The organism is Burkholderia sp. SRS-25, from assembly GCF_004343765.1.
Lineage (GTDB): Bacteria > Pseudomonadota > Gammaproteobacteria > Burkholderiales > Burkholderiaceae > Burkholderia > Burkholderia contaminans.
In genome coordinates this window covers 68,851-92,753 of sequence record NZ_PTXM01000006.1, presented here as the reverse complement: position 1 = coordinate 92,753, position 23,903 = coordinate 68,851, and the positions used below count along the sequence as shown (strand labels likewise).

Sequence of the window (23,903 nt, the reverse complement as noted above, 5' to 3'; positions counted from 1 at the left end):
TCGACAGGCAAAAAAAAGCGCGCCGTAAGGCGCGCTTCGGTGTTCCGCGGGTGCGATGCGGCAATCAGGCGGCGGGCGGCAGGTTCAACCCGCGCGGCAGCGGAAACGATACGTTTTCCTCGATGCCGTCGAGCGCGCGCACATTGCGCACACCGAGTTCGCGCAGCCGCGCGATCACGGCCTGGGCGAGCACTTCAGGGGCCGACGCGCCGGCCGTCACGCCGATGCGACGCTTGCCTGCGACCCATGCCGGATCGATCTGTTCAGGCGCATCGACCATGTACGCGTCCACGCCGCGCTTCTCGGCCACTTCACGCAGGCGGCTCGAATTCGAGCTGTTCGGGCTGCCGACGACGATCACGACATCGCACTGCGGCGCCATGAACTTCACGGCGTCCTGGCGGTTCTGCGTCGCGTAGCAGATGTCCTGCTTCTTCGGCTCGCGGATCTTCGGATACTTGGCCTTCAACGCGGCGATGATCTCGGCCGCGTCGTCGACGGACAACGTCGTCTGCGTGACGAGCGCGATGCGTTCGGGATCGGCGAGCTCGAGCTTCTGCACGTCCTCGACGCTCTCGACGAGATGCATGCCGCGCTCGACCTGCCCCATCGTGCCTTCGACTTCCGGATGGCCCTTGTGCCCGATCATGACGATGTCGACGCCGTCCTGGCGCATCTTCGCCACTTCGACGTGCACCTTCGTGACGAGCGGGCAGGTTGCGTCGTAAATACGCAACCCGCGCACGTCGGCCTCGTCGCGCACGGCCTTCGACACGCCGTGCGCGCTGAAGATCACGGTATTGCCGGCCGGCACTTCCTCGAGTTCCTCGACGAAGATCGCGCCTTTCTTCTTCAGATCCTCGACCACGTACTTGTTGTGGACGATCTCGTGACGGACGTAGATCGGCGCACCGTGCATCGCGATGGCGCGCTCGACGATCTCGATCGCGCGATCGACGCCCGCGCAGAAACCGCGCGGCTGGGCCAGCAGGATTTCGGCATCGGCGGCGACGGTCTGCCCGGACAGCGTATCGGTGGTGCTCATGATTACAGGATTCCGATGATTTTCACTTCGAACGTGAGCGCTTGGCCCGCGAGCGGATGATTGAAGTCGAACAGCGCCGAGGTCTCGCTGACTTCCTTCAGCACCCCCGCGTATCGGCCGCCGTCCGGCGCGTTGAACTCGATCAGTTCGCCCGGCGTGAAATCGTCGCCGACCATCCCGTTCTCGCGCAGCGTCGACAGCGTCACGCGCTGGAGCATGTCGGGATTGCGGGGACCGAACCCCTGTTCGGGGGTTAGCTGAAAAGTCGAATGGTCGCCGACCCTGAGGCCGATCAGAATCTGTTCCAGCGACGGCGCCAGTTGCCCCGCGCCGAGCAGCAGCGTGGCCGGCTTGTCGGTGAAGGTGTTGACGATATCGGCGCCGTCGGCGAGTGCCAGCCGGTAATGCAATGTGACGTGGGAACCGGGCTTCACTTCGGATAGATCGATGAGGCTCATGAATTACTCGTTCAGTCGGCGCCCGATACGGCCGAAAGGCCCGGCGCAAAACCAATATTGTAAGTCACCTGAGCGCGCAAGGCGGAAAGTGCGACGACGTCGCGCACACTGCCCGCCGCCAATGGAGTTTCAAGCATGCTGTCACCCTGCCCAGCCTTGCCGCCCGTCGAATGCCGCGACAGCACCGATCTGCCGGCCGATCCGCCCGGCCGCGTCATCCCGATCCACCGGCGCAAGCGCCACCTGCGCGGCTGGCGGCCCGAGCGGCCGCGCGAGCGATTGCTGGAGCGCGGGCCGGCGGCGCTCACCGACGACGAACTGGTCGCCCTGCTGCTCGGCACGGGCAAGCCCGGGCACGATGTATTCACCACCGCCCGCGCCCTGGTCAAGCAGTTCAAGTCGTTGCACGGGTTGCTCGAGGCGACCACCGGCGATTTCGAGGCGCACCCCGGCATCGGCCCCGCGCGCTCCGCGCGGCTGGTTGCTGTCATCGAGATCGCGCGTCGCATGCTGAAGGAGAAAGCGCACGAGAGGAAGCCGATCGATTCACCCGGCGCGGTCGAGGACTATCTGCGGCTGAAGATCGGCGGGCGTCCGTACGAAGTGTTCGCCGCAGTCTACCTCGACGCGCGCCACGGCCTGATCGACATGGAGGAAATCACACGCGGCTCGCTGACGCGCATGGCCGTCTACCCGCGCGAGATCGTGCGCCGCGCGATGGCATACAACGCTGCCGCACTGATCGTTGCCCACAACCATCCGTCGGGCGCGGTGCAGCCGAGCGCGGAAGATCGCCGCCTGACCCGGGTGCTGCACGATGCGCTCGCGCTCGTCGATGTCAGGCTGCTCGATCACGTCGTGATCGGCACCAGTGATACTTTTTCGTTCGCACGGGCCGGTTGGATGTAGACTGTGCGGTTGCGGCCCGCCCAAGGGCGCCGCAACGGTGATGCGAAATTAGGTTTGATTTTTCTGAACTTTTTCTGCTAGAATCGCCGTCTGTCTTTTTTCCAACCAGTTCTAGCCATCGAAGGGCCTTGTCTGTAAGGGCTTCGGCGTTCTGAGTGCAGCCATGGATCACGTGGCGGTACGATGGAACCTTCATCGGCGATCGAACCCCGAATTTAGCGTATTAGGAGTGCTCTCATGGCACGCGTATGCCAAGTAACTGGGAAAGCGCCGATGAGCGGCAACAACGTTTCCCACGCCAACAACAAGACGAAGCGCCGCTTCCTGCCGAACCTGCAAAACCGCCGGTTCTGGGTAGAGAGCGAAAACCGCTGGGTGCGCCTGCGCGTCTCGAACGCCGGCCTGCGCCTGATCGACAAGAACGGCATCGATTCCGTGCTCGCTGACCTGCGCGCACGCGGCGAAGCCTAAGCCCAAGGAGCACAATCATGGCAAAAGGCGCACGCGACAAGATCAAGCTTGAGTCGACCGCTGGTACGGGTCACTTCTACACGACCACGAAGAACAAGCGCAACATGCCGGAAAAGATGGCGATCAAGAAGTTCGATCCCGTCGTCCGCAAGCATGTTGAATACAAAGAAACCAAGATCAAGTAATCTCCGGTTTCTGCTAGCCTGACGGCGACCGAAAAGCCCCGCACATGCGGGGCTTTTTGTTTTGCGCGCACGCTCCGGCGCGACGCGGTATGCTCTCCCCTTTCCGCGGCCACGGCCGCCGGAACGCACAAGATCAAAAGCGTAACGATGGAGATGCAGCATGAAATTCGACGTGGCGATCGTCGGCAGCGGCCTGGCAGGGCTGTCGGTCGCACTCAACCTGGCCAGCACGCGACGTGTCGCGCTGATCGCGAAACGGTCGATGATGGAGGGCGCGAGCGATAACGCGCAAGGTGGCATCGCGGCTGTCCTCGATTCGGCGGACAGCATCGAGAACCACGTCGACGACACGCTGGTCGCCGGTGGCGGCTTGTGCGACGAAGGCGCGACGCGCTATATCGTCGAGCACGGCCGCGAAGCGATCGAATGGCTGATCTCGCAGGGCGTGCCGTTCACGAAGGACGACGCGGCCGAGCTCGGCTTCCACCTCACGCGCGAAGGCGGCCATAGCCATCGCCGGATCATCCACGCGGCCGACGCGACCGGCCATGCGGTGCTCGCCACGCTGTCGGCGCGTGCGCGCCAGCACCCGAACATCACGTTCTTCGAAAACCACCACGCGATCGACCTGATCACGTCGGACCGGCTCGGCCTGCCCGGCCGCCGCTGTCATGGCCTGTACGCGCTCGACGTCGACAACGACCGCACGATCACGATCGAGGCGCCGCATACGGTGCTCGCAACGGGCGGCGCCGGCAAGGTCTACCTGTACACGACGAACCCCGACACCGCGACCGGCGACGGCATCGCGATGGCGTGGCGCGCAGGTTGCCGCGTGTCGAACATGGAATTCATCCAGTTCCACCCGACCTGCCTGTTCCATCCGTACGCGAAGTCGTTCCTGATTTCCGAAGCCGTGCGCGGCGAAGGCGGCCTGTTGAAGCTGCCCGACGGCACGCGCTTCATGCCCGCGCACGATCCGCGCGCCGAACTCGCGCCGCGCGACATCGTCGCGCGCGCGATCGACTTCGAGATCAAGAAGCGCGGGATCGACTGCGTGTATCTCGACATCAGCCACCAGCCGGAAGCGTTCCTGCGCGAACACTTCCCGACGATCCACGCGCGCTGCCTCGAATTCGGCATCGACATCGCGAAAGAGCCGATTCCCGTCGTGCCGGCCGCGCACTACACGTGCGGCGGCGTCGTCACCGACCTCGCCGGGCGAACCGATCTCGCGGGCCTGTATGCGGTAGGCGAAACGTCGTACACGGGACTCCACGGCGCGAACCGGCTCGCGAGCAACTCGCTGCTCGAATGTCTCGTGATTGGCCGTGCCGCGGCCGAAGCGATCGAGGCGGGCGGCTTCGATGCCGAAACGCCAGCCACGCTGCCCGCGTGGGACGAAAGCCGCGTGTCGGATGCGGACGAGGAAGTCGTCGTTGCGCACAACTGGGACGAGCTGCGCCGCCTGATGTGGAACTACGTCGGTATCGTGCGCACCGACAAGCGCCTCGAACGCGCGAAGCACCGGCTGTCGCTGCTGCGCGACGAGATCCAGGAGTACTACGCGAACTTTCGCGTGACGCGCGACCTGCTCGAACTGCGCAACCTCGTCGACGTGGCGACCCTGATCGTGAAGAGCGCACACTCGCGCCGCGAGAGCCGCGGGCTGCACTACAGCCGCGACTGGCCGAACTCGCTGCCGAAGGCGCTGCCGAGCGTACTCACGCCGCGCGCCCGTCGCTGAGCGGCACGCCCTTCCCGGCTGCCGCTGCACAGGAAAAAAGCCGTTGGCGTTTGCGCGCCAACGGCTTTTTTTGTGATCACCGGCGTTCGGTCAGTCGACGATCCGCATCGAATAATCCGTCGCGCGCACGTCCTTCGTCAGCGCGCCGATCGAGATACGGTCGACCCCCGTTTCCGCGAATGCCCGCACCGTATCGAAATTGACGCCACCCGACACTTCGAGCACGGCCTTGCCGTTCGCCACGCGCACCGCTTCACGCATCATGTCGAGCGTGAAGTTGTCGAGCAACACCGACTGCGCGCGATGTGCGAGCGCCGTATCGAGTTGCGCAAGCGTTTCCACTTCGATCTGCACGGGCACGCCCGACTCCAGCGCGAACGCCGCGTCGAGCGCCTCGCCGACACCGCCTGCCGCCGCGATGTGGTTTTCCTTGATCAGGATGCCGTCGTACAGCGCGAGACGCTGGTTCTCACCGCCGCCGACGCGCACCGCGTACTTCTGCGCGAGCCGCAGGCCCGGCAGCGTCTTGCGCGTATCGAGGATCTTCGTGCGCGTGCCTTCGACGCGATCGACGTAACGACGCGTCGCCGTCGCGACGCCCGACAGCAGTTGCAGGAAGTTCAGCCCGTTGCGCTCGGCCGTCAGCAGCGCGCGCGCCGGCCCTTCGAGTTCGCAGACGGTCGAATCGGGCGACATACGATCGCCTTCGCGATAACGCCACTGCACGACGATCGCCGGATCGATCCGGGCAATCACGGCCTCGAACCACGGCACGCCGCACAGCACGGCTTCCTCGCGCACGATGATGCGAGCACGGCGACGCCCGCCGGCCGGCACGAGCCGCCCGGTCTGGTCGCCGGTGCCGACGTCTTCCGCGATCGCATCAGCCACATTGCGCGCGATCGCGTCGTCGAATGCCGCGCCGTACTGCACGCGGACGACGTCGAACAGCGGGGATACTGCGGAGTTCGCGCCGCCTTCCGCCGGGCCGCCCCCAAGGAAGGTGGCCGCCCCCTCGGGGGGCAGGGAACGAATGCGAGCGTGGGGGCTATTCATTACGCAGCCCCCACGTTTGCAAACAATTGCTGATCGCGCTGCAGGTCGCCGCTCGCCTGCACGCGTTTCTTGTGCGCGGCCGCGAAATCGAGCATCCGGTCGATCGGCAGGCGTGCGCGCTCGCCGATCGCGGGATCGACGAAGATCTCGTTGTGACCGCGCTCGAGCACGTCGGCGAGGTTCGCGAGGCCGTTCATCGCCATCCACGGGCAATGCGCGCAGCTCTTGCAGGTGGCGCTGTTGCCGGCCGTCGGCGCGGCAATGAAGGTCTTGCCGGGCGCCGCAAGCTGCATCTTGTGCAGGATGCCGAGATCGGTCGCGACGATGAAGTGCGTCGCATCGAGCTTGACCGCCGCGTCGATCAGCTGCGTGGTCGAGCCGACCACATCGGCCTGCGCGACAACGTTTTCCGGCGATTCGGGGTGGACGAGCACCTTCGCGTTTGGATATTCGGCGCGCAGCAGGTCGAGCTCGATGCCCTTGAATTCGTCATGAACGAGGCACGAGCCTTGCCACAGCAGCATGTCCGCGCCGGTTTTCTTCTGGATGTAGCTGCCGAGATGGCGATCCGGCGCCCAGATGATCTTCTCGCCGCGTGCATGCAGGTCGGCCACGATCTCGAGGCCGATCGACGACGTGACCATCCAGTCCGCGCGCGCCTTCACGGCGGCGCTGGTATTCGCGTAGACGACGACGGTACGGTCGGGATGCGCATCGCAGAACGCCGAGAATTCGTCGACGGGGCAGCCGAGGTCGAGCGAGCAGGTCGCGTCGAGATCGGGCATCAGGATGCGTTTGTTCGGGCTCAGGATCTTCGCGGTTTCGCCCATGAAGCGCACGCCGGCAACGACGAGCGTCTGCGCGTCGTGGTCGCGGCCGAAGCGGGCCATTTCGAGCGAATCGGCGACACAGCCGCCGGTTTCGTCGGCGAGCTCCTGCAACTCGGCGTCGACGTAGTAGTGCGCGACCAGCACGGCCTTTTCACGCACGAGCAATGCCTTGATGCGCGCCTTAAGCGCAGCGCGCTCTTCGGCGGACGGCGCATCGGGCACCTTGGCCCACGCCTGCCCCACACCGCACACGGTCCCTGCTGCAACGGGCCGGTCGTACTCGACGGGTTTGATCGTCGATTGCATCTCCATATCTCCTGTCGACCAGCGTTTGCGCTTTAGCGCTTACGCTGGTCCCATGCTTCGCGGTCGACCCACGTTCGCGCTTCAGCGCTTACTCGGGTCCCATCCTTCGCGGTCGATCAGCGTCAGCGCCTCAGCGCCCACTCCGATCCCATCCCCTGCGTTCGCCCCGGAACAACACTTCCACGCTGCCCCAAGCCTCATACGAATCCAGCCCTGCCGATCACCTTCAAAAACCGGCGGACCAAATAAAAAACCCCGCCAACGCGGGGTTTTTGACGTCCTTAGATTCTAATCGATTTCGAATCAGGCGTAGCGGCGCAGGCGCGTCGCGAATTCCTGCAGCGCCTTGATGCCGCTTTGTTCTGCGCGATGGCACCAATCCTGCAATTGCGCGAGAAGCTGTTCGCGCGATGCGGTCGAACGATCCCAGATCGCAGCGAGATCCTGGCGCAGCTGGAAGTAGGTTTGCAGCTTCTGGCTGTTCGCGAAGATTTCCGGCAGCAGCTTCTTCTGCGGCTCGTCGAGGCCGTCGGCGTCCTTGTGGAACCACTTGCGCGCGCCGCGCATCATCTGGTATTTCTCGCCGCCGATTTCCTTCAGGTGCGCGAGCTCCTGGCGGTACGCACGCTTCACCGCCTTGCCGTAGCGCGCCATCACTTCGTAGCGGTTCGACAGCACGGCCTGCAGCGTTTCCTGGTCGAGCACCGTCTTCGGCTTGTTCAGACGCGGCGTCGGCGCGACCTTCTTCACCTTCGCGAGACCGAACGCCGACATGATGCGGATGTACATCCAGCCGATGTCGAACTCGTACCACTTGTTCGACAGCTTCGCCGACGTCGCGAACGTGTGGTGGTTGTTGTGCAGCTCTTCGCCGCCGATCACGATGCCCCACGGGAACAGGTTCGTGCTCGCGTCGGCCGAGTTGAAGTTGCGATAGCCCCAGAAGTGGCCGAAGCCGTTGACGACGCCAGCCGCCCAGAACGGAATCCAGACCATCTGCACGGCCCACACGGTGAGGCCGATCACGCCGAACAGCGCGACGTCGATCACCATCATCAGGCTGATGCCGAGAATCGGGTACTTCGAATAGACGTTGCGCTCCACCCAGTCGTTCGGCGTGCCGTGGCCGAACTTGCGCATCGTCTCTTCGTTCTTCGCTTCCGCGCGATACAACTCGGCGCCCTCGAGGAACACCTTCCAGATGCCCCGCGTCTGCGGGCTGTGCGGATCTTCCTCGGTCTCGCACTTCGCGTGGTGCTTGCGGTGAATTGCGGCCCACTGGCCGGTCAGCATGCCGGTGGTCATCCACAGCCAGAGGCGGAAGAAGTGGCTCGCGATCGGATGCAGCTCAAGCGCGCGATGCGCCTGGCAACGGTGCAGGTAGACCGTCACGCCGATGATCGTGACGTGCGTGACGGCGAGCGCGAACAGCGCGACCTGCCACCACGAAAAATGCAGGAGCCCGTGGGAAAGAAAATCGAGCAGGGAATTCAACAAGGCAGTTACCTGTGATGAGAGCGACGCCGGCCCGCGCCAAGCGTCAGAAAAATGAAAGCATACCGCGTGTAGACCAGAATTTTACTTCAACCGTTCCAAGTCTTTGTAAAAAATGAACATTTTCTTGCCCTGACGCAACCGGCGCAGTCCACGGGCGGACTTGAAAAGGCCCGCGATCCGGTTCCGACCGCGGGGTCGATACGACTGGATTGGCGGCCGGCGCGCGCTATGCAGCCGGTGCGCGCCCGTCCGACGCGCCGTTGGCGGCGGTCGGATCGAGCCCGGCAGCCGCGCCCGCAGCGGAAAAACCGTCTGGCAACCCGACGACGCGCACTTCGCGCTGCGGGAACGGAATCGAAATCCCGTGCTCGCCGAACAGGCGCCAGATGTTGCGGTTCACGCTCGAACGCACACCGGACGTGCCCTTCGCCGAATCTTCGATCCAGAACCCGAGCTCCAGGTCGATCCCGTCCGCCCCGAAACTCACCAGATACGGGGTCGGAGCCGGTTCGGCCAGCACACGCGGCACACCTTTGGCTGCCTCGGCGAGCAGCGTGAGCGCGTGCTCGACATCGCTCGTGTACGCGACCTGCACCGCGACCTTCGCGTAGCCGCGCGTCAGGTACGACGACTGGTTCTGCACGACGTCGGTGATCAGCTTTTCGTTCGGGATCAACGTCTCGTTGCCGTCGAGGCCGCGCACGACCGTATAGCGCGTGCGGATCTGCGTGACGACGCCCTGCAGACCGCCGACGCTGATCGCATCGCCGAGCCGCAGCGAGCGGTCGAGCAGGATGATGAAGCCCGACACGTAGTTGCTGGCGATCTTCTGCAGCCCGAAACCGAGGCCGACACCGACCGCGCCGCCGAACACGCCGAGCACCGTCACGTCGATGCCGACCAGCGACAGCCCGATCAGGATCGCCGCGAACACGAGCAGCGCGCGGCCGACCCGCGACAGTACGACCTTCAGGTTCGCGTCGAGCGTGCTCGCGCGCGTGAGGCGATCCTCGAGCACCGAGCCGAGCCACATCGCGACCATCAGCGTCACGCACACCCACAGCGCGCCCGAGATCACCGACAGCAGCGTGAGATGCGCATTGGCGACACGGAACTGCACGCTGTCGAGCCAGCCGAGCACGTCGCGCTGGATGCCGAGCACCGTCAGCACCATCGCGGCCCACACGACGGTCGACACGATCTTCTCGACGATCGACAGCCATGCATGCGTGTGGCCGTCGCGCGCAAATATGCGCCGGGCAAAGAAGAACAGCACGTAGATCAGCCCGATGCCGAACAAGGGCACGAGCGCGAGCGACAGCAGCGACGTCGACATGAACGGGTCGAACGCGAGCTGCGCGCCGCCCACGAACACGCTGCCGAACAACGGGAACAACGCGCGCTTCAGGCTTTGCGCGCCCGCGCCGGGCGCACGTCCGGCTGCCCGGCGGCGCGCGTCGATCCGGCCGTGCACGAAGCGCGCGGCCACCCATGCGAAGCACAGCGCACCGATGAGTATCGCCGCCTGCCAGATCATCACCGGCTGGTGGAAGTCACGAATGACCGATGCCAGCCGGTGCGACAGCAGGCGGCTCTGCAGATTCTCCATCGTCCGTCCGGCCCGCCGTTACTGCGCAGCGCGCCGTTCGAGCACCGCGGCGAAGAAGCCGTCGGTCGCGTGACGATGCGGCCACAGCGACAGGTAGTCACCCGTCTCGAGCTCGATGCGCTGGTCTTCCAGCACCTTCTGCGCCGGTACCAGCACGAAGTCGGGATGGTCGGCCAGGAACTGTTCGACGATGCGTTCGTTCTCGGCGTCGAGCACGCTGCAGGTCGCGTAGACGAGCCGGCCGCCCTTCTTCACCAGGCGCGCGGCGCTCGCGAGGATGGACGCCTGCTTCGGCGTCAGCTCGTCGATCGCCGTGCGCGTCTGGCGCCACTTCAGGTCCGGGTTGCGGCGCAACGTGCCCAGGCCGCTGCACGGTGCATCGACCAGCACGCGGTCGATCTTGCCGGCGAGCCGCTTGATCTTCGCGTCGTGTTCGCTGTCGATCAGCACGGGGTTCACGTTCGACAGCCCGCTGCGCGCAAGGCGCGGCTTCAGCTTCGCCAGGCGCTTCTCTGACACGTCGAACGCGTAGAGGCGCCCGGTCGAGCGCATCATCGCGCCCAGCGCGAGCGTCTTGCCGCCCGCACCCGCACAGAAATCGACGACCATCTCGCCGCGGCGCGGCGCGACCAGCGAGCACAGCAGCTGGCTGCCTTCATCCTGCACCTCGATCGCGCCTTCCTCGAACAACTTCAGGCGCGTCAGCGCCGGCTTGCCGACCACGCGCACGCCGAACGGCGCGAACGGCGTCGCGCCCGCATCGATGCCGCTCACGCGCAGCCCTTCGATCACCTGGTCGCGCGTTGCCTTCTGCGCGTTGGCGCGCAGGTCGAGCGGTGCCGGGTAGTTCAGCGCGGCGGCAAGCTGCGCGAGTTCCTCACCATCGAAACGCGCCGACAGCGCCTGGTAGATCCAGTCGGGCAGGTTCGTGCGAATGCGTACGGGCAGGCTCGCCGGATCGATCTTCGACACGTGTTCGAGCCATGCGGACTCGGTGTCCGACAGGAACGGCTTCAGCGCATTGCGGCCGACCGTCTGCATCAGGCCCAGCAGCGTGAGGCGCCGCGCGGGCGTGCCCGTGCCGCTCTCGGCGAGGTGCGAAAACTCCATCTTGCGGCGCAGCACCGCGAACACGGCCTCGGCGATCACGCCCCGCTCGGCATGCCCGAGCTTCGGATGCGCGCGGAAGAACCGGCTCGTCGTCGCATCGGCGGGGCCGGCGAACTTCAGCACCTCGGCCAGCAAAGTCTCGGTCTGGCCGATCAGGAATCCGTGCAGTTTCATACGCCCTCACTCGTTTCGGTATGCGGTTGATCCGCGAAAATCCAGCGCGCCTCTTCCGGCGCCACCACTGCACGGCCGTTCTCGAGGCGCAGGCGCCCCTCGATGAACCAGCGCACCGCGCGCGGATACAGCACATGCTCGACCGTCAGCACACGCTGCGCGAGCGCGGCCGCGTCGTCGCCCGCGCGCACGGGCACGGCGCCCTGCGCGACGATCGCGCCGCTGTCGAGCTCGGGAATCACGAAATGCACGCTCGCGCCATGCAGCGCGACACCCGCGTCGAGCGCCTGCTGGTGCGTGTGAATGCCCTTGAAGCTCGGCAGCAGCGACGGATGGATGTTCAGCAGCCGGCCTTCGTATCGTCTGACGAATGCGGGCGTGAGAATGCGCATGAAGCCGGCGAGGACCACGAGATCGGGCGCGAATCGGTCGATCTCGGCGGCGAGCGCCGCGTCGAAGCTGTCGCGGCCGTCGAACGACCGGTGGTCGACCACCGCCGTCGCCACCCCGTGCGACGCGGCAAATGCCAGGCCGGCCGCGTCGGGCCGGTTGGCGATCACGGCCGCAACCTCGGCCGGCCAGCGTTCCTGCGCGCACGCGCGGACGATGGCCTCCATGTTGCTGCCGCGACCGGAAATCAGGATCACGAGTTTTTTCATCCGCGAATTTTACCATTCGCCCCCGCGTTTCCCCCCTTCTCGGCCGTCGGGCCGCCCGAACGTTTATAATCTTCTGCTTTGCGGCATCCCACCGCCCATTCCCCGACGCTGCATCCGCTATCGTGAAAGTCTTCCGCGGCCTGCCCAACGCCGAGAGCCGCGCGCCTTGCGCGCTGACGATCGGCAACTTCGACGGTGTCCATCGCGGCCACCAGGCCCTGCTCGCGCGCGTGCGCGCGGCAGCGGACGCGCGCGGCCTGCCCGTGTGCGTGATGACGTTCGAGCCGCACCCGCGCGAATTCTTCAACCCGGCCGGCGCACCGCCGCGCATCGCGATGCTGCGCGACAAGCTCGAGGCGCTGCGCGATCACGGCGTCGACCGCGTGGTCGTCGAGCACTTCAACCACACGTTCGCGAGCCAGTCGCCGCAGGCGTTCGTCGAACGCACGCTGGTGAACGGGCTGCACACGCGCTGGATGATGGTCGGCGACGATTTCTGCTACGGCGCAAAACGCGCGGGCACCTTCGACACGCTGCAGGCGGCCGGCGCGCAGTACGGCTTCGAGGTCGAGCAGATGGGTACGGTGGCCGGCAGCGACGGCACGCGCATTTCGAGCTCGGGCGTGCGCGCCGCGCTCGCGGCCGGCGATCTCGAAGCGGCCGCGCAGGCGCTCGGCCATGGCTATGCGATCAGCGGCCACGTCGCACACGGGCTGAAGCTTGGCCGCGACCTCGGCTTCCCGACGCTGAACCTGCCGATCGCACACAAGCGGCCGGCGCTCGCAGGCATCTTCGTCGTGCAGGTGCACGGCCTCGGCCCCGCCCCGCTGCCGGGCGTCGCGAGCCTCGGCCTGCGCCCGACCGTCGACGATTCGGGCCGCGTGCTGCTCGAAGTGCACCTGCTCGACTGGCACGGCGATGCGTACGGCAAGCTCATCCGCGTCGAATTCCTGAAGAAGCTGCGCGACGAGGCGAAATTCGACGATCTCGAGGCGCTGTCGCGCGCGATCGCGCTGGACGTCGCGAATGCGCGTGCGTATTTCATCGAGCGCGACCGTGCGCCGGGCAGCCGCGCCACGGGCTTCGCGACGTCGGCCACCGACCGAATTAGCTGATCCGGACAGCGGCGCCCCGCGCCGCACCCTCGCGCCGCCCAGTCGCGCGCATACCCGATTCACGACGCTCGCGCGTCCCCCGAGATTTAGATAGCGATCCCATCATGAGCAACAAGAAAGCCGATTCGAAACCGCAGGCCAAGTATCCGGTCAACCTGCTCGACACGCCGTTCCCGATGCGCGGCGACCTACCCAAGCGCGAGCCGCAGTGGGTCAAGGAATGGGAAGAGCGCGGCATCTACGAGAAGATCCGCGCGGCCAGCGCCGGCCGTCCGAAGTTCATCCTGCACGACGGCCCGCCGTATGCGAACGGCGACATCCACCTCGGCCACGCCGTCAACAAGATCCTGAAGGACATCGTCGTCAAGTCGCGCAACATGGCCGGCTTCGACGCGCCGTACGTGCCGGGCTGGGATTGCCACGGGATGCCGATCGAGATCCAGATCGAGAAGCAGTTCGGCAAGTCGCTGCCGGCGGCCGAAGTGATGAGCAAGGCGCGCACGTACGCGACCGAGCAGATCGAGAAGCAGAAGGTCGGCTTCAAGCGTCTTGGCGTGCTCGGCGACTGGGCCAACCCGTACAAGACGATGAACTTCGTGAACGAGGCGGAAGAGATCCGCGCGCTCGGCAAGATCATCGAGAAGGGCTACGTGTATCGCGGGCTGAAGCCGGTGAACTGGTGCTTCGACTGCGGCTCGGCACTCGCCGAAGCGGAAGTCGAGTACAAGGACCGCACCGATCCGACGATCGACGTGATGTTCGCGTTCGCGGAACCGGAAAAGACCGCGCAGGCGTTCGGCCTGCCGGCGCTGCCGCGCGCCGAAGGCGGCATCGTGATCTGGACCACCACGCCGTGGACGATTCCCGCGAACCAGGCGCTGAACCTCCATCCGGAAATCGTCTACGCGCTGGTCGACACCGAGCGCGGGCTGCTGATCATCGCGGAAGAGCGCGTCGAAGCATGCATGACCGACTTCAAGCTGACCGGCCGCGTCGTTGCGACCGCGCCGGGCGTGAAGCTCGCGGGCCTGCGCTTCCACCACCCGCTCGCGTCGGCTCACCCCGGCTACAAGCGCACCGCGCCCGTGTACCTCGGCGACTACGTGACGACCGACACCGGTACCGGCGTCGTGCACTCGTCGCCCGCGTACGGTATCGAGGACTTCGTGTCGTGCAAGGCGCACGGGATGACCGACTCCGACTTCATCAACCCGGTGATGGGCGACGGCCGCTATATCGAATCGCTGCCGCTGTTCGGCGGCCTGTCGATCTGGGACGCGAACCCGAAGATCGTCGAGGCGCTGAATGCAGCCGGCTCGCTGCTGCGCAGCGAGAAGTACACGCACAGCTACATGCACTGCTGGCGCCACAAGACGCCGATCATCTACCGCGCCACGTCGCAGTGGTTCGCCGGGATGGACGTGACGCCGCGCGACGGCGGCAAGACGCTGCGCGAAACGGCGCTCGAAGGCGTCGACGCGACCGCGTTCTACCCGTCCTGGGGCAAGCAGCGCCTGTTCAGCATGATCGCGAACCGTCCTGACTGGACGCTGTCGCGCCAGCGCCAGTGGGGCGTGCCGATGGCATTCTTCGTGCACAAGGAAACCGGCGAGCTGCATCCTCGCACGCTCGAGCTGCTCGAGGAAGTCGCGAAGCGCGTCGAGCAGTCGGGCATCGAGGCGTGGCAGACGCTCGACCCGCGCGAGCTGATCGGCGACGACGCGAACCTGTACGAAAAGAACCGCGACACGCTCGACGTGTGGTTCGATTCGGGCACGACGCACTGGCACGTGCTGCGCGGCTCGCACAAGGATCAGCTGCAGTTCCCGGCCGACCTCTACCTCGAAGGCTCGGACCAGCACCGCGGCTGGTTCCACTCGTCGCTGCTCACCGCATCGATGATCGACGGCCGCGCGCCGTACAAGGGCCTGCTCACGCACGGCTTCACGGTCGACGGCGAAGGCCGCAAGATGAGCAAGTCGCTCGGCAACGGCATCGACCCGCATGAAGTCGCGAACCGCCTCGGCGCGGAAATCATCCGCCTGTGGATCGCCTCGACCGACTATTCGGGCGAGCTCGCGATCTCCGAGGAAATCCTGAAGCGCGTGACCGAAGGCTATCGCCGCATCCGCAACACGCTGCGCTTCCTGCTCGCGAACCTGTCGGACTTCGACTTCGCGCAGCACGCGGTGCCCGTCGACGAATGGCTCGAGATCGACCGTTATGCGGTCGCGTTCTCGCAGCAACTGCAGACGGAACTGCTCGGCCACTACGAAAAGTACGAATTCCACCCGGTCGTCGCGAAGCTGCAGACGTACTGCTCGGAAGATCTCGGCGGCTTCTACCTCGACGTGCTGAAGGACCGCCTGTACACGAGCGCGGCCGATTCGCGCGCACGCCGCTCCGCGCAGACGGCGCTGTACCACCTGACGCACGGCCTGCTGCGCGTGCTCGCACCGTTCCTGTCGTTCACGGCGGAAGAAGCGTGGAAGGTGTTCCAGCCGGCCAGCGACACGATCTTCACGGAAACCTACTACGCGTATCCGGAAGTCGACGGCTCCGCCGCACTGATCGAGAAGTGGGCACTGCTGCGCGATGTGCGCGGCAACGTGACGAAGGCGCTCGAGGAAGCCCGCACCGCGAACCGCATCGGTTCGTCACTGCAGGCCGAAGTCGCCGTGCACGCGAGCGGCGCACGCTACGACGCGCTCACGAGCCTCGGCGAGGATCTCAAGTTCGTGCTGATCACGTCGGCTGCGACGGTCGTCAAGGTCGACGACGAAGCGCAGGAAAGCGTCGACGTGGCCGCGTCGACGTACCAGAAGTGCGAGCGCTGCTGGCACTACCGTGAAGATGTCGGCACGCATGCCGATCATCCGACGCTGTGCGGCCGCTGCTTCTCCAACCTGTTCGAAAACGGCGAAACCCGGAGCGCTGCTTAACTATGGCGAAAACCCTGTCGAAACCGGCCAGCGGCGCGCTTGCGCCCTGGCTCGGCATTTCGCTGATCGTGATCCTGTTCGACCAGCTGTCGAAGATCGCGATCCTGAAGACGTTCGCGTACGGCGCGCAGCACGAGCTGACGTCGTTCTTCAATCTCGTGCTGGTGTACAACCGCGGCGCCGCGTTCGGCTTCCTGTCGACCGCGGGTGGCTGGCAGCGCTGGGCGTTCACCGCGCTCGGCATCGGCGCGACGCTCGTGATCTGCTTCCTGCTGAAGCGTCACGGCCAGCAGCGGCTGTTCAGCCTGTCGCTCGCGATGATCCTCGGCGGCGCGCTCGGCAACGTGATCGACCGGCTCGTCTACGGCCACGTGATCGACTTCCTCGATTTCCATCTCGGCGCCTGGCACTTCCCGGCGTTCAATCTCGCCGATTCCGCGATCACGGTCGGCGCGGTGCTGCTGATCTACGACGAACTGCGTCGCGTGCGCGGCTCACGCTAAGCGCGCATACTCGGCGTCGACGGCCGGCTTCGCGCCGGCCGTTCCGTTTGACCCTTGGAGGCCTGAGTTGGCACACGCAGAACTCGCAGGAAAACACCTCGTTCTCGGCCTGACGGGCGGCATCGCCTGCTACAAGATCGCCGAGCTCACGCGGCTGCTCGTGAAGGCCGGCGCGACCGTGCAGGTCGCGATGACCGAAGCCGCTACCCAGTTCATCACGCCCGTCACGATGCAGGCGCTGTCGGGCCGGCCCGTCTATACGAGCCAGTGGGACGCGCGCGTCGACAACAACATGGCGCACATCGACCTGTCGCGCGAAGCCGATGCGATCGTGATCGCGCCCGCATCGACGGACTTCCTCGCGAAGCTCGCGCACGGATTCGCGGACGATCTGCTGTCGACGCTGTGCGTCGCGCGCGATTGCCCGCTGCTCGTCGTTCCCGCGATGAATCGCCAGATGTGGCAGAACCCGGCCACGCAACGCAACGCGGCGCAACTGCGCGCGGACGGCGTGTCGGTGCTCGGCCCGGATTCGGGCGCGCAGGCATGCGGTGAAGTCGGCGACGGCCGGATGCTCGAGCCCGAGGCGATCTACGAAGCGATCGTCGCGCACTTCGCGCCGAAGGTGCTTGCGCACCGGCGCGTGCTGATCACGGCCGGCCCGACGTTCGAACCGCTCGATCCGGTGCGCGGCCTCACGAACCGCTCGAGCGGCAAGATGGGCTTCGCGCTCGCGCGCGCCGCGCAGCAGGCCGGCGCCGACGTGCATCTCGTCGCGGGGCCGGTCGCGCTCGACACGCCGTGGGGCGTCTACCGCCAGGACGTGCAGACGGCGCAGCAGATGTACGATGCGGTCATGCATGCCGTCACCGATGCCGACATCTTCATCGCAGTGGCGGCAGTCGCCGACTGGCGCGTCGCCCAGCCGGCCGAGCACAAGATGAAGAAGACGGCCGACCACAAGGTGCCCGCGCTCGCGTTCGTCGAGAACCCCGACATCCTCGCGTCGGTCGCGGCGCTGCCCGACCCGCCGTTCTGCGTCGGCTTCGCGGCCGAAAGCGGCGACCTCGACGTGCACGGCGACGAAAAGCGCAAGCGCAAGAACGTGCCGCTGCTCGTCGGCAACCTCGGCCCGCTGACATTCGGGCGCGACGACAACGAAGTCGTGCTGTTCGAGGCCGCCGGCCTCACGCGCCTGCCGCGCGCACCGAAGGACGAACTCGCGCACACGCTCGTCGCGGAAATCGCGAAGCGCCTGCCCGACAACCGCCTGATCTGATCTCCCGCGCGGCGGCCGTCGCTGCCGCGCCCTTCCCGACCCATCCGACGACCGCATGAAACTCGACCTGAAGATCCTCGACGCGCGCATGCGCGACTACCTGCCCGCCTACGCGACCACCGGCAGCGCGGGCCTCGACCTGCGTGCGTGCCTCGATGCACCGGTCACGCTGCAGCCGGGCGAAACGACGCTCGTGCCGACCGGCCTCGCGATCCATCTCGCCGATCCTGGCTACGCGGCGCTGATCCTGCCGCGCTCAGGCCTCGGCCACAAGCACGGCATCGTGCTCGGCAATCTCGTCGGCCTGATCGATTCCGACTACCAGGGCCAGTTGATGGTCTCGACGTGGAACCGCGGCCAGACCGAGTTCGTGCTCAATCCGTTCGAGCGGCTCGCCCAGCTCGTGATCGTGCCGGTCGTGCAGGCGCAGTTCAACATCGTCGACGACTTCGCCGAAAGCGATCGTGGCGAGGGCGGCTTCGGCAGCACCGGCCGTCACTGAACGACGCAACAAAATAAGGGGCCGCACGGCCCCTTTTTTCCATTCTGTCGCCGTCATTCCTCGACGGGTTGTGCGATCCGCTCGGGCGCCAGGTCGCGCTGCCGCGATTGAGCCACGATCGCGTAGATCACCATCGCAACCAGCACGCCGAGCAGCACGGCCGACGAGCCGATCGTGCCGAGCGCGAGGCCGCCCTTCGCAACCGGCTTGGTCAGCAGGTCGCCGACCGTCGCACCGAACGGGCGCGTGAGCACGAACGCGGCCCAGAACAGCAGAACGCCGGAGATCCGTGTGAAATAGTGCGCCAGCACGATCACCGCGAGCAACCCGCCGATCAACAGCGCGCCGCCACCGAAGCCGAGCCCCGAGCTGTCCGCGAGAAAGTCGCCGAGCGCGGTGCCGAGCGTGTTCGAGAACAGGATCGCGATCCAGTACAGCAACTCGACCTTGCGCGTGCGGATCAGGTCGACCGACAGCGATTCGCCGCTGAGTCGCCACACGGCGAAGATGGCCAGCAGGATCGCGACGAGGATCGACGAGCCGGCCGCATAGCCGAGGCCGAGCGTGCGGTCCATGAAGTCGGACATCGTCGTGCCGGCCGTGCTCGTCGCGACGATCACGGCCCAGTAGATCGCCGGGCGATAGCGGGTCGTCCTGAGCTGCGCGCCCAGCGTCACGAGAAAGAAGCCGAACAGCAGGATGGAGCTCACCGCGTAGCCGACGTTCAGCGTCATCGACAGCAGGTCGCCACCGGTTTCGCCGAGCGTCGTCGCGCAGATCTTCATGATCCAGAACGCGAGCGTGATTTCAGGAAGTTTGTTCATTCGAACCCTTTTGCAGAAAAGCGGCGGGCCGGCGCGTGCCGGCCTGCCTTGCAGACAGGATCGAATGTAGTCGCCGCGGGCTTAACGGAACCTTAGGGAATGCGGAGTCGGTGCGAGCGGGCCGCGCCGCGCCCATCAACGCGCGTGCTGGTGCCGGTAATGCAGCGCGTACGCGAGTGTGAGCAGCACGACGAACACGACGCCGACCACCATCGTCATCCGGAATTCGCGCGTGAACGCGGTCGTGAACAGGATCGCCGCGACAAGGCTCGCACCGAGCAGGCTGCCGAACGGGTGCCCCCACATCCGGAACGCGAGCGCGGGGCCGCGATAGCGCGAACGGAAGCGCAGGTGCGTGACGAAGATCATCAGCCACGTGAACAGCGCACCGAACATCGCGATCGCCATCATCACGGTGAACGCGGTGTCGGGCGCCAGCGCGACCAGCACGGCCGCGACCGCGACGCCGCTCGTCGAGATCCACAGCGCCGCGCGCGGCACGCCGTTCGTGCCGAGCCGGCCGAACACCGCGGGCGCGAGCCGCGCACGCGACAGGCTGAACATCATCCGCGTCGTCACGTAAAGCTGGCTGTTCATCGCCGACAGTGCCGCGATCAACAGCACGAAGTTGATCACGCCTGCCGCGTACGGCACATGAGTCGCGGCCATCACCTTCACGAACGGGCTTTCGTCGGTGCCGGCCTGCGTCCACGGCACGATCGCGAGCATCAGCGACAGCGTCAGCAAGTAGAACAGCACGAGCCGGAACACGGTCGAGCGGAACGCGCGCGTGACCGCGTGCTGCGGATCGCGCGCCTCGCCGGCCGCGATCGCGACGGCTTCGATGCTCATGTAGCTGAAGATCGCGACGATCACCGCGACCCAGGTGCCCCACGGCCCCTTCGGCATGAAGCCGCCGTGCGCGGTGTAGTTCGCGAAACCGATGCCCGATGCGGCCGGCGCCGACCCGACGAGATAGGCGCCGAGTACGATGAACACGACGATCGCCGCGATCTTCAGCAGCGAGAACGCGTATTCGACCGTGCCGTACAGCGTGACGCTCGCGAGGTTCACGGCGATCAGCAGCGCGGAGAAGCCGATCACCCAATACCAGCCGGGCACGGCCGGGAACCAGTACTTCATGAACACGGCGATCGCGCTGATCTCGGTGCCGATCGCGAACACGACCGCGAACCAGTACGCATAGCGCACCAGGAAACCCGCCAGCGGGCCGACATAGTGCTCGGCATACGCGCCGAACGACCCGGCCGTCGGATGGGCGACAGTCATTTCCGCGAGCGCGCCCATCAGCAGCAGCGCGATCAGCGCGCCGATCGCATACGAGACCAGCACGCTCGGGCCGGCGAGCCCGATCGCGAACCCGCTGCCGAGAAACAGCCCCGTGCCGATCGCGCCGCCGATCGCGATCATCGCCATCTGCCCTGACGTCAGCGCATGGCGCAAACCCTGTTCGCGCGCGACGATGTCGTCGAACGTGCGTTGTTGTTGTGTCACTGCGTTGCCACTCCCCTGCACCACCATCGCGCCGCCGGCGCCAGATAAAACGAAACGGCGCGGAAAACATCCCGCGCCGTTCGCATGAACTACCCGATTATCGCTTACTCGACTTCGACCGCCTCTTCGTTCGGCTTGTGCGGCGGATTCGCCAGCTTGTCGAACGACAGCTGCACCTTGTCGTTTTCGTCGACGTCGACCGTCACGTGGCCGCCGTTGACGAGCTTGCCGAACAGCAGCTCGTCGGCCAGCGCGCGCCGGATCGTGTCCTGGATCAGCCGCTGCATCGGCCGCGCGCCCATCAGCGGGTCGAAGCCGTGCTTCGCGAGATGCTTGCGCAACGCGTCGGTGAAGAGCGCGTCGACCTTCTTCTCGTGCAGCTGTTCCTCCAGCTGGATCAGGAACTTGTCGACCACGCGCATGATGATTTCCTCATCGAGCGAGCGGAAGCTGATGATCGAATCCAGCCGGTTGCGGAACTCCGGCGTGAACAGGCGCTTGATGTCGGTCATCTCGTCGCCGGTCTCGCGGCGCGTCGTGAAGCCGATCGTCGCCTTCTGCATCGACTCGGCGCCCGCGTTCGTCGTCATGATGATGATGACGTTGCGGAAATCCGCCTTGCGGCCGTTGTTGTCCGTCAGCGTGCCGTGGTCCATCACCTGCAGCAGCACGTTGAAGATGTCCGGATGCGCCTTCTCGATTTCGTCGAGCAGCAGCACGCAATGCGGCTTCTTCGTGACGGCTTCGGTCAGCAAACCACCCTGGTCGAACCCGACGTAGCCCGGCGGCGCGCCGATCAGCCGGCTCACCGCATGACGCTCCATGTATTCCGACATGTCGAAGCGGATCAGCTCGATGCCGAGCGTGAACGCGAGCTGGCGCGCCACTTCGGTCTTGCCGACGCCCGTCGGGCCGGAGAACAGGAACGCGCCGATCGGCTTGTCCATCTTGCCGAGGCCCGCGCGCGCCATCTTGATCGAGGCTGCGAGCGCGTCGATCGCCGGATCCTGGCCGAACACGACGCTCTTCAGGTCGCGGTCGAGCGTCTGCAGCTTGCTGCGGTCGTCCTGCGACACGCTCTGCGGCGGCACGCGCGCGATCTTCGAGATGATTTCCTCGATCTCGCTCTTGCCGATCGTCTTCTTCTGCTTCGACTTCGGCAGGATGCGCTGAGCGGCGCCCGCTTCATCGATCACATCGATCGCCTTGTCCGGCAGGTGACGGTCGGTAATGAAGCGCGCCGACAGTTCGGCAGCGGCCGACAGTGCGCCCGACGAATACTTGACGCCGTGATGCTCTTCGAAGCGCGACTTCAGCCCGCGCAGGATCGCGACCGTCTGCTCGACGCTCGGCTCCGTCACGTCGACCTTCTGGAAGCGCCGCGACAGCGCCGCGTCCTTCTCGAAGATGCCGCGATACTCGGTGAACGTGGTCGCGCCGATGCACTTGAGCACGCCAGACGACAGCGCCGGCTTCAGCAGGTTCGACGCATCGAGCGTGCCGCCCGACGCGGCGCCCGCGCCGATCAGCGTGTGGATCTCGTCGATGAACAGGATCGCGTGCGGACGCTCCTTCAACTCCTTCAGCACCGTCTTCAGGCGTTGCTCGAAGTCGCCGCGGTACTTGGTGCCCGCGAGCAACGCGCCCATGTCGAGCGAGTAGACCTGCGCGTTCGCGAGGATGTCCGGCACTTCGCCGCGCGTGATGCGATAGGCGAGGCCTTCCGCGATCGCGGTCTTGCCGACGCCGGCCTCGCCCACGAGCAGCGGATTGTTCTTGCGGCGGCGGCACAGCACCTGGACCACGCGCTCGACCTCGGGCTCGCGACCGATCAGCGGATCGATGCGGCCGTCCTTCGCCATCTGGTTCAGGTTCTGCGTGAATTGCGCGAGCGGGGTTTCCTTCTGCGCATTCGCGTCTTCGCTTTCCGCATTCGCGTCGGACGACTTCGCGGCTTCGCCGTTGTTCGTCTTCGCGATGCCGTGCGAAATGAAGTTCACGACGTCGAGGCGCGTGACGCCCTGCTGCTGCAGGTAGTACACGGCATGCGAATCCTTCTCGCCGAAGATCGCGACCAGCACGTTCGCGCCGGTCACTTCCTTCTTGCCGTTCGACGTCGACTGGACGTGCATGATCGCGCGCTGGATCACGCGCTGGAAACCGAGCGTCGGCTGGGTATCGACATCGTCGGTACCCGGGACGGTAGGTGTGTTGTCGTGGATGAAATTGCGCAGGTTCTGACGCAAGTCCTCGATGTTGGCCGCACACGCGCGCAACACCTCGGCTGCCGTCGGATTATCCAGCAGGGCCAGCAGCAGGTGCTCGACCGTAATGAACTCATGGCGCGCCTGGCGTGCTTCCATGAACGCCATGTGCAGGCTGACTTCCAATTCCTGGGCAATCATGCTTCCTCCATCACGCACTGCAGCGGATGCCCTGCCTGCCGCGCATGGGTAACGACTTGCTCAACCTTGGTCGACGCGATGTCCCGCGTATAGACCCCACAAACCCCTCGCCCTTCGCGATGGACCTTCAGCATGATCTGCGTGGCCGTCTCGCGATCCTTCTTGAAATACTCCTGGACCACCATCACGACGAACTCCATCGGCGTGAAGTCGTCGTTGAGCAGCACCACCTTGTACATCGAAGGCGGCTTGAGCTTCTGCTGCTTGCGTTCCAGGACGGTGCTGTCCTGCTTGTCCGGGATAATCGCCATACACCCATTCTAAACAACTCGGACAGGCCCGCAATCCTGCCATTACCCGACCGACCGGCCGGCGCCCTCCCCGGAATCCCGGAACACGCGATCTTCTTCGCGCCATACGAAAGCCGGCTGCGGTGCCGGCTTTCACGCGTGGCGCGGAACACGAACCGTCAGGAGGAACCGCACCGGAACGTCGTGTCCGCATCCAGTATCCCACAAGCCGGGACGACTCGAACGCGTGTCACTCGAGCCTGGTATATGAGCCGATTATGCGGCTTTTCAAGACCTCGCGCTCGGCCGCGTGCTGCCAAGCAAAGCCGGAAAAACCCTGAAAATGGGTTCTTTACAACGTCCCTCTAAACGTCTAAAAATTCCACTTGACACTCCAATAAAGAGCGCCAACAATCAAGCTGGCACTTTTTTCAATTTGCCGGTTGGCAAAATGAAAGAGGCCGAGGTGAGC

At 65.6% G+C, this 23,903-nt stretch carries 22 protein-coding genes; 9 read left to right on the top strand and 13 right to left on the bottom strand.

Annotated elements, in window-relative coordinates; translation table 11 throughout:
* Positions 1-64: 64 nt before the first annotated feature.
* From ispH to C5O79_RS38800, 3 genes are read right to left on the bottom strand one after another with little or no spacing between them, the layout of a single operon-like run.
* Positions 65-1,045 (bottom strand): 4-hydroxy-3-methylbut-2-enyl diphosphate reductase, encoded by a 981-nt coding sequence (gene ispH, locus C5O79_RS08895; protein WP_046544594.1) that lies wholly within the window; start codon positions 1,043-1,045, stop codon positions 65-67.
* Between the two features lie 2 nt (positions 1,046-1,047).
* Positions 1,048-1,503, bottom strand: coding sequence for a peptidylprolyl isomerase (locus tag C5O79_RS08890; protein ID WP_027786673.1), 456 nt, complete (start codon positions 1,501-1,503; stop codon positions 1,048-1,050).
* A gap of 11 nt (positions 1,504-1,514) precedes the next feature.
* Entirely contained in the window at positions 1,515-1,640 is a 126-nt protein-coding gene (locus C5O79_RS38800) for a hypothetical protein (protein ID WP_256093565.1), read from the bottom strand.
* Between C5O79_RS38800 and radC the strand changes: the two genes are divergently transcribed.
* The 4 genes from radC to nadB all read left to right on the top strand — a co-directional run bounded on the left by radC (position 1,639) and on the right by nadB (position 4,815).
* Positions 1,639-2,412: a DNA repair protein RadC gene (gene radC, locus C5O79_RS08885; protein WP_122474261.1), complete on the top strand. Its 774-nt coding sequence runs from the start codon at positions 1,639-1,641 to the stop codon at positions 2,410-2,412. The two genes, C5O79_RS38800 and radC, sit on opposite strands and share 2 nt — an antisense overlap.
* Positions 2,413-2,649: 237 nt before the next feature.
* On the top strand, positions 2,650-2,883 hold the full coding sequence (rpmB, locus tag C5O79_RS08880; RefSeq protein ID WP_004186391.1) for a 50S ribosomal protein L28: 234 nt from the start codon (positions 2,650-2,652) through the stop codon (positions 2,881-2,883).
* Positions 2,884-2,900: 17 nt separating this feature from the next.
* The gene (gene rpmG, locus C5O79_RS08875) at positions 2,901-3,068 is read left to right on the top strand and encodes a 50S ribosomal protein L33 (RefSeq protein ID WP_006478046.1); all 168 of its coding nucleotides are present in this window, start codon (positions 2,901-2,903) and stop codon (positions 3,066-3,068) included.
* A 160-nt stretch (positions 3,069-3,228) separates the two neighbouring features.
* Positions 3,229-4,815, top strand: a complete 1,587-nt coding sequence (nadB, locus tag C5O79_RS08870) for an L-aspartate oxidase (RefSeq protein WP_122474262.1) — start codon at positions 3,229-3,231, stop codon at positions 4,813-4,815.
* Positions 4,816-4,905: 90 nt separating this feature from the next.
* Here the strand turns inward: nadB and nadC are convergent, their stop codons facing one another.
* The 6 genes from nadC to purN all read right to left on the bottom strand — a co-directional run bounded on the left by nadC (position 4,906) and on the right by purN (position 12,056).
* Entirely contained in the window at positions 4,906-5,871 is a 966-nt protein-coding gene (nadC, locus tag C5O79_RS08865) for a carboxylating nicotinate-nucleotide diphosphorylase (RefSeq protein ID WP_236862299.1), read from the bottom strand.
* The gene (gene nadA, locus C5O79_RS08860; RefSeq protein WP_122474578.1) at positions 5,871-7,007 is read right to left on the bottom strand and encodes a quinolinate synthase NadA; all 1,137 of its coding nucleotides are present in this window, start codon (positions 7,005-7,007) and stop codon (positions 5,871-5,873) included. Before nadA ends, nadC begins: the two co-directional genes overlap by 1 nt.
* Before the next feature lie 303 nt (positions 7,008-7,310).
* Positions 7,311-8,504, bottom strand: coding sequence for an acyl-CoA desaturase (locus C5O79_RS08855; RefSeq protein WP_039368179.1), 1,194 nt, complete (start codon positions 8,502-8,504; stop codon positions 7,311-7,313).
* Between the two features lie 226 nt (positions 8,505-8,730).
* On the bottom strand, positions 8,731-10,113 hold the full coding sequence (locus C5O79_RS08850; RefSeq protein WP_122474263.1) for a mechanosensitive ion channel domain-containing protein: 1,383 nt from the start codon (positions 10,111-10,113) through the stop codon (positions 8,731-8,733).
* Between the two features lie 18 nt (positions 10,114-10,131).
* Complete coding sequence (locus C5O79_RS08845; RefSeq protein ID WP_046544589.1) at positions 10,132-11,397, bottom strand: RsmB/NOP family class I SAM-dependent RNA methyltransferase; 1,266 nt, start codon at positions 11,395-11,397, stop codon at positions 10,132-10,134.
* Positions 11,394-12,056 carry a phosphoribosylglycinamide formyltransferase gene (purN, locus tag C5O79_RS08840; RefSeq protein WP_039368183.1) on the bottom strand — a complete coding sequence of 221 codons (663 nt, stop codon included), beginning with the start codon at positions 12,054-12,056 and terminating at the stop codon, positions 11,394-11,396. Before purN ends, C5O79_RS08845 begins: the two co-directional genes overlap by 4 nt.
* Before the next feature lie 122 nt (positions 12,057-12,178).
* On the opposite strand from purN, the gene C5O79_RS08835 reads away from it, so the two are divergent.
* The 5 genes from C5O79_RS08835 to dut all read left to right on the top strand — a co-directional run bounded on the left by C5O79_RS08835 (position 12,179) and on the right by dut (position 18,397).
* On the top strand, positions 12,179-13,171 hold the full coding sequence (locus C5O79_RS08835; protein WP_039368185.1) for a bifunctional riboflavin kinase/FAD synthetase: 993 nt from the start codon (positions 12,179-12,181) through the stop codon (positions 13,169-13,171).
* A 104-nt stretch (positions 13,172-13,275) separates the two neighbouring features.
* Entirely contained in the window at positions 13,276-16,113 is a 2,838-nt protein-coding gene (gene ileS / locus C5O79_RS08830) for an isoleucine--tRNA ligase (protein ID WP_122474264.1), read from the top strand.
* 2 nt (positions 16,114-16,115) lie between these two features.
* Positions 16,116-16,616: a signal peptidase II gene (lspA, locus tag C5O79_RS08825; protein WP_039368190.1), complete on the top strand. Its 501-nt coding sequence runs from the start codon at positions 16,116-16,118 to the stop codon at positions 16,614-16,616.
* A 67-nt stretch (positions 16,617-16,683) separates the two neighbouring features.
* On the top strand, positions 16,684-17,895 hold the full coding sequence (gene coaBC / locus C5O79_RS08820; protein ID WP_122474265.1) for a bifunctional phosphopantothenoylcysteine decarboxylase/phosphopantothenate--cysteine ligase CoaBC: 1,212 nt from the start codon (positions 16,684-16,686) through the stop codon (positions 17,893-17,895).
* Between the two features lie 55 nt (positions 17,896-17,950).
* Positions 17,951-18,397 carry a dUTP diphosphatase gene (dut, locus tag C5O79_RS08815; RefSeq protein WP_021160741.1) on the top strand — a complete coding sequence of 149 codons (447 nt, stop codon included), beginning with the start codon at positions 17,951-17,953 and terminating at the stop codon, positions 18,395-18,397.
* 53 nt (positions 18,398-18,450) lie between these two features.
* Here the strand turns inward: dut and C5O79_RS08810 are convergent, their stop codons facing one another.
* The 4 genes from C5O79_RS08810 to clpS form a co-directional block, all read right to left on the bottom strand.
* Complete coding sequence (locus C5O79_RS08810) at positions 18,451-19,221, bottom strand: membrane protein (protein ID WP_046544585.1); 771 nt, start codon at positions 19,219-19,221, stop codon at positions 18,451-18,453.
* A 135-nt stretch (positions 19,222-19,356) separates the two neighbouring features.
* Entirely contained in the window at positions 19,357-20,736 is a 1,380-nt protein-coding gene (locus C5O79_RS08805; RefSeq protein ID WP_046546253.1) for an amino acid permease, read from the bottom strand.
* A 104-nt stretch (positions 20,737-20,840) separates the two neighbouring features.
* Entirely contained in the window at positions 20,841-23,141 is a 2,301-nt protein-coding gene (clpA, locus tag C5O79_RS08800; RefSeq protein WP_047852544.1) for an ATP-dependent Clp protease ATP-binding subunit ClpA, read from the bottom strand.
* Positions 23,138-23,452: an ATP-dependent Clp protease adapter ClpS gene (gene clpS / locus C5O79_RS08795; protein ID WP_006398529.1), complete on the bottom strand. Its 315-nt coding sequence runs from the start codon at positions 23,450-23,452 to the stop codon at positions 23,138-23,140. The genes clpA and clpS overlap by 4 nt, the downstream gene beginning before the upstream one ends.
* Positions 23,453-23,903 lie beyond the last annotated feature (451 nt).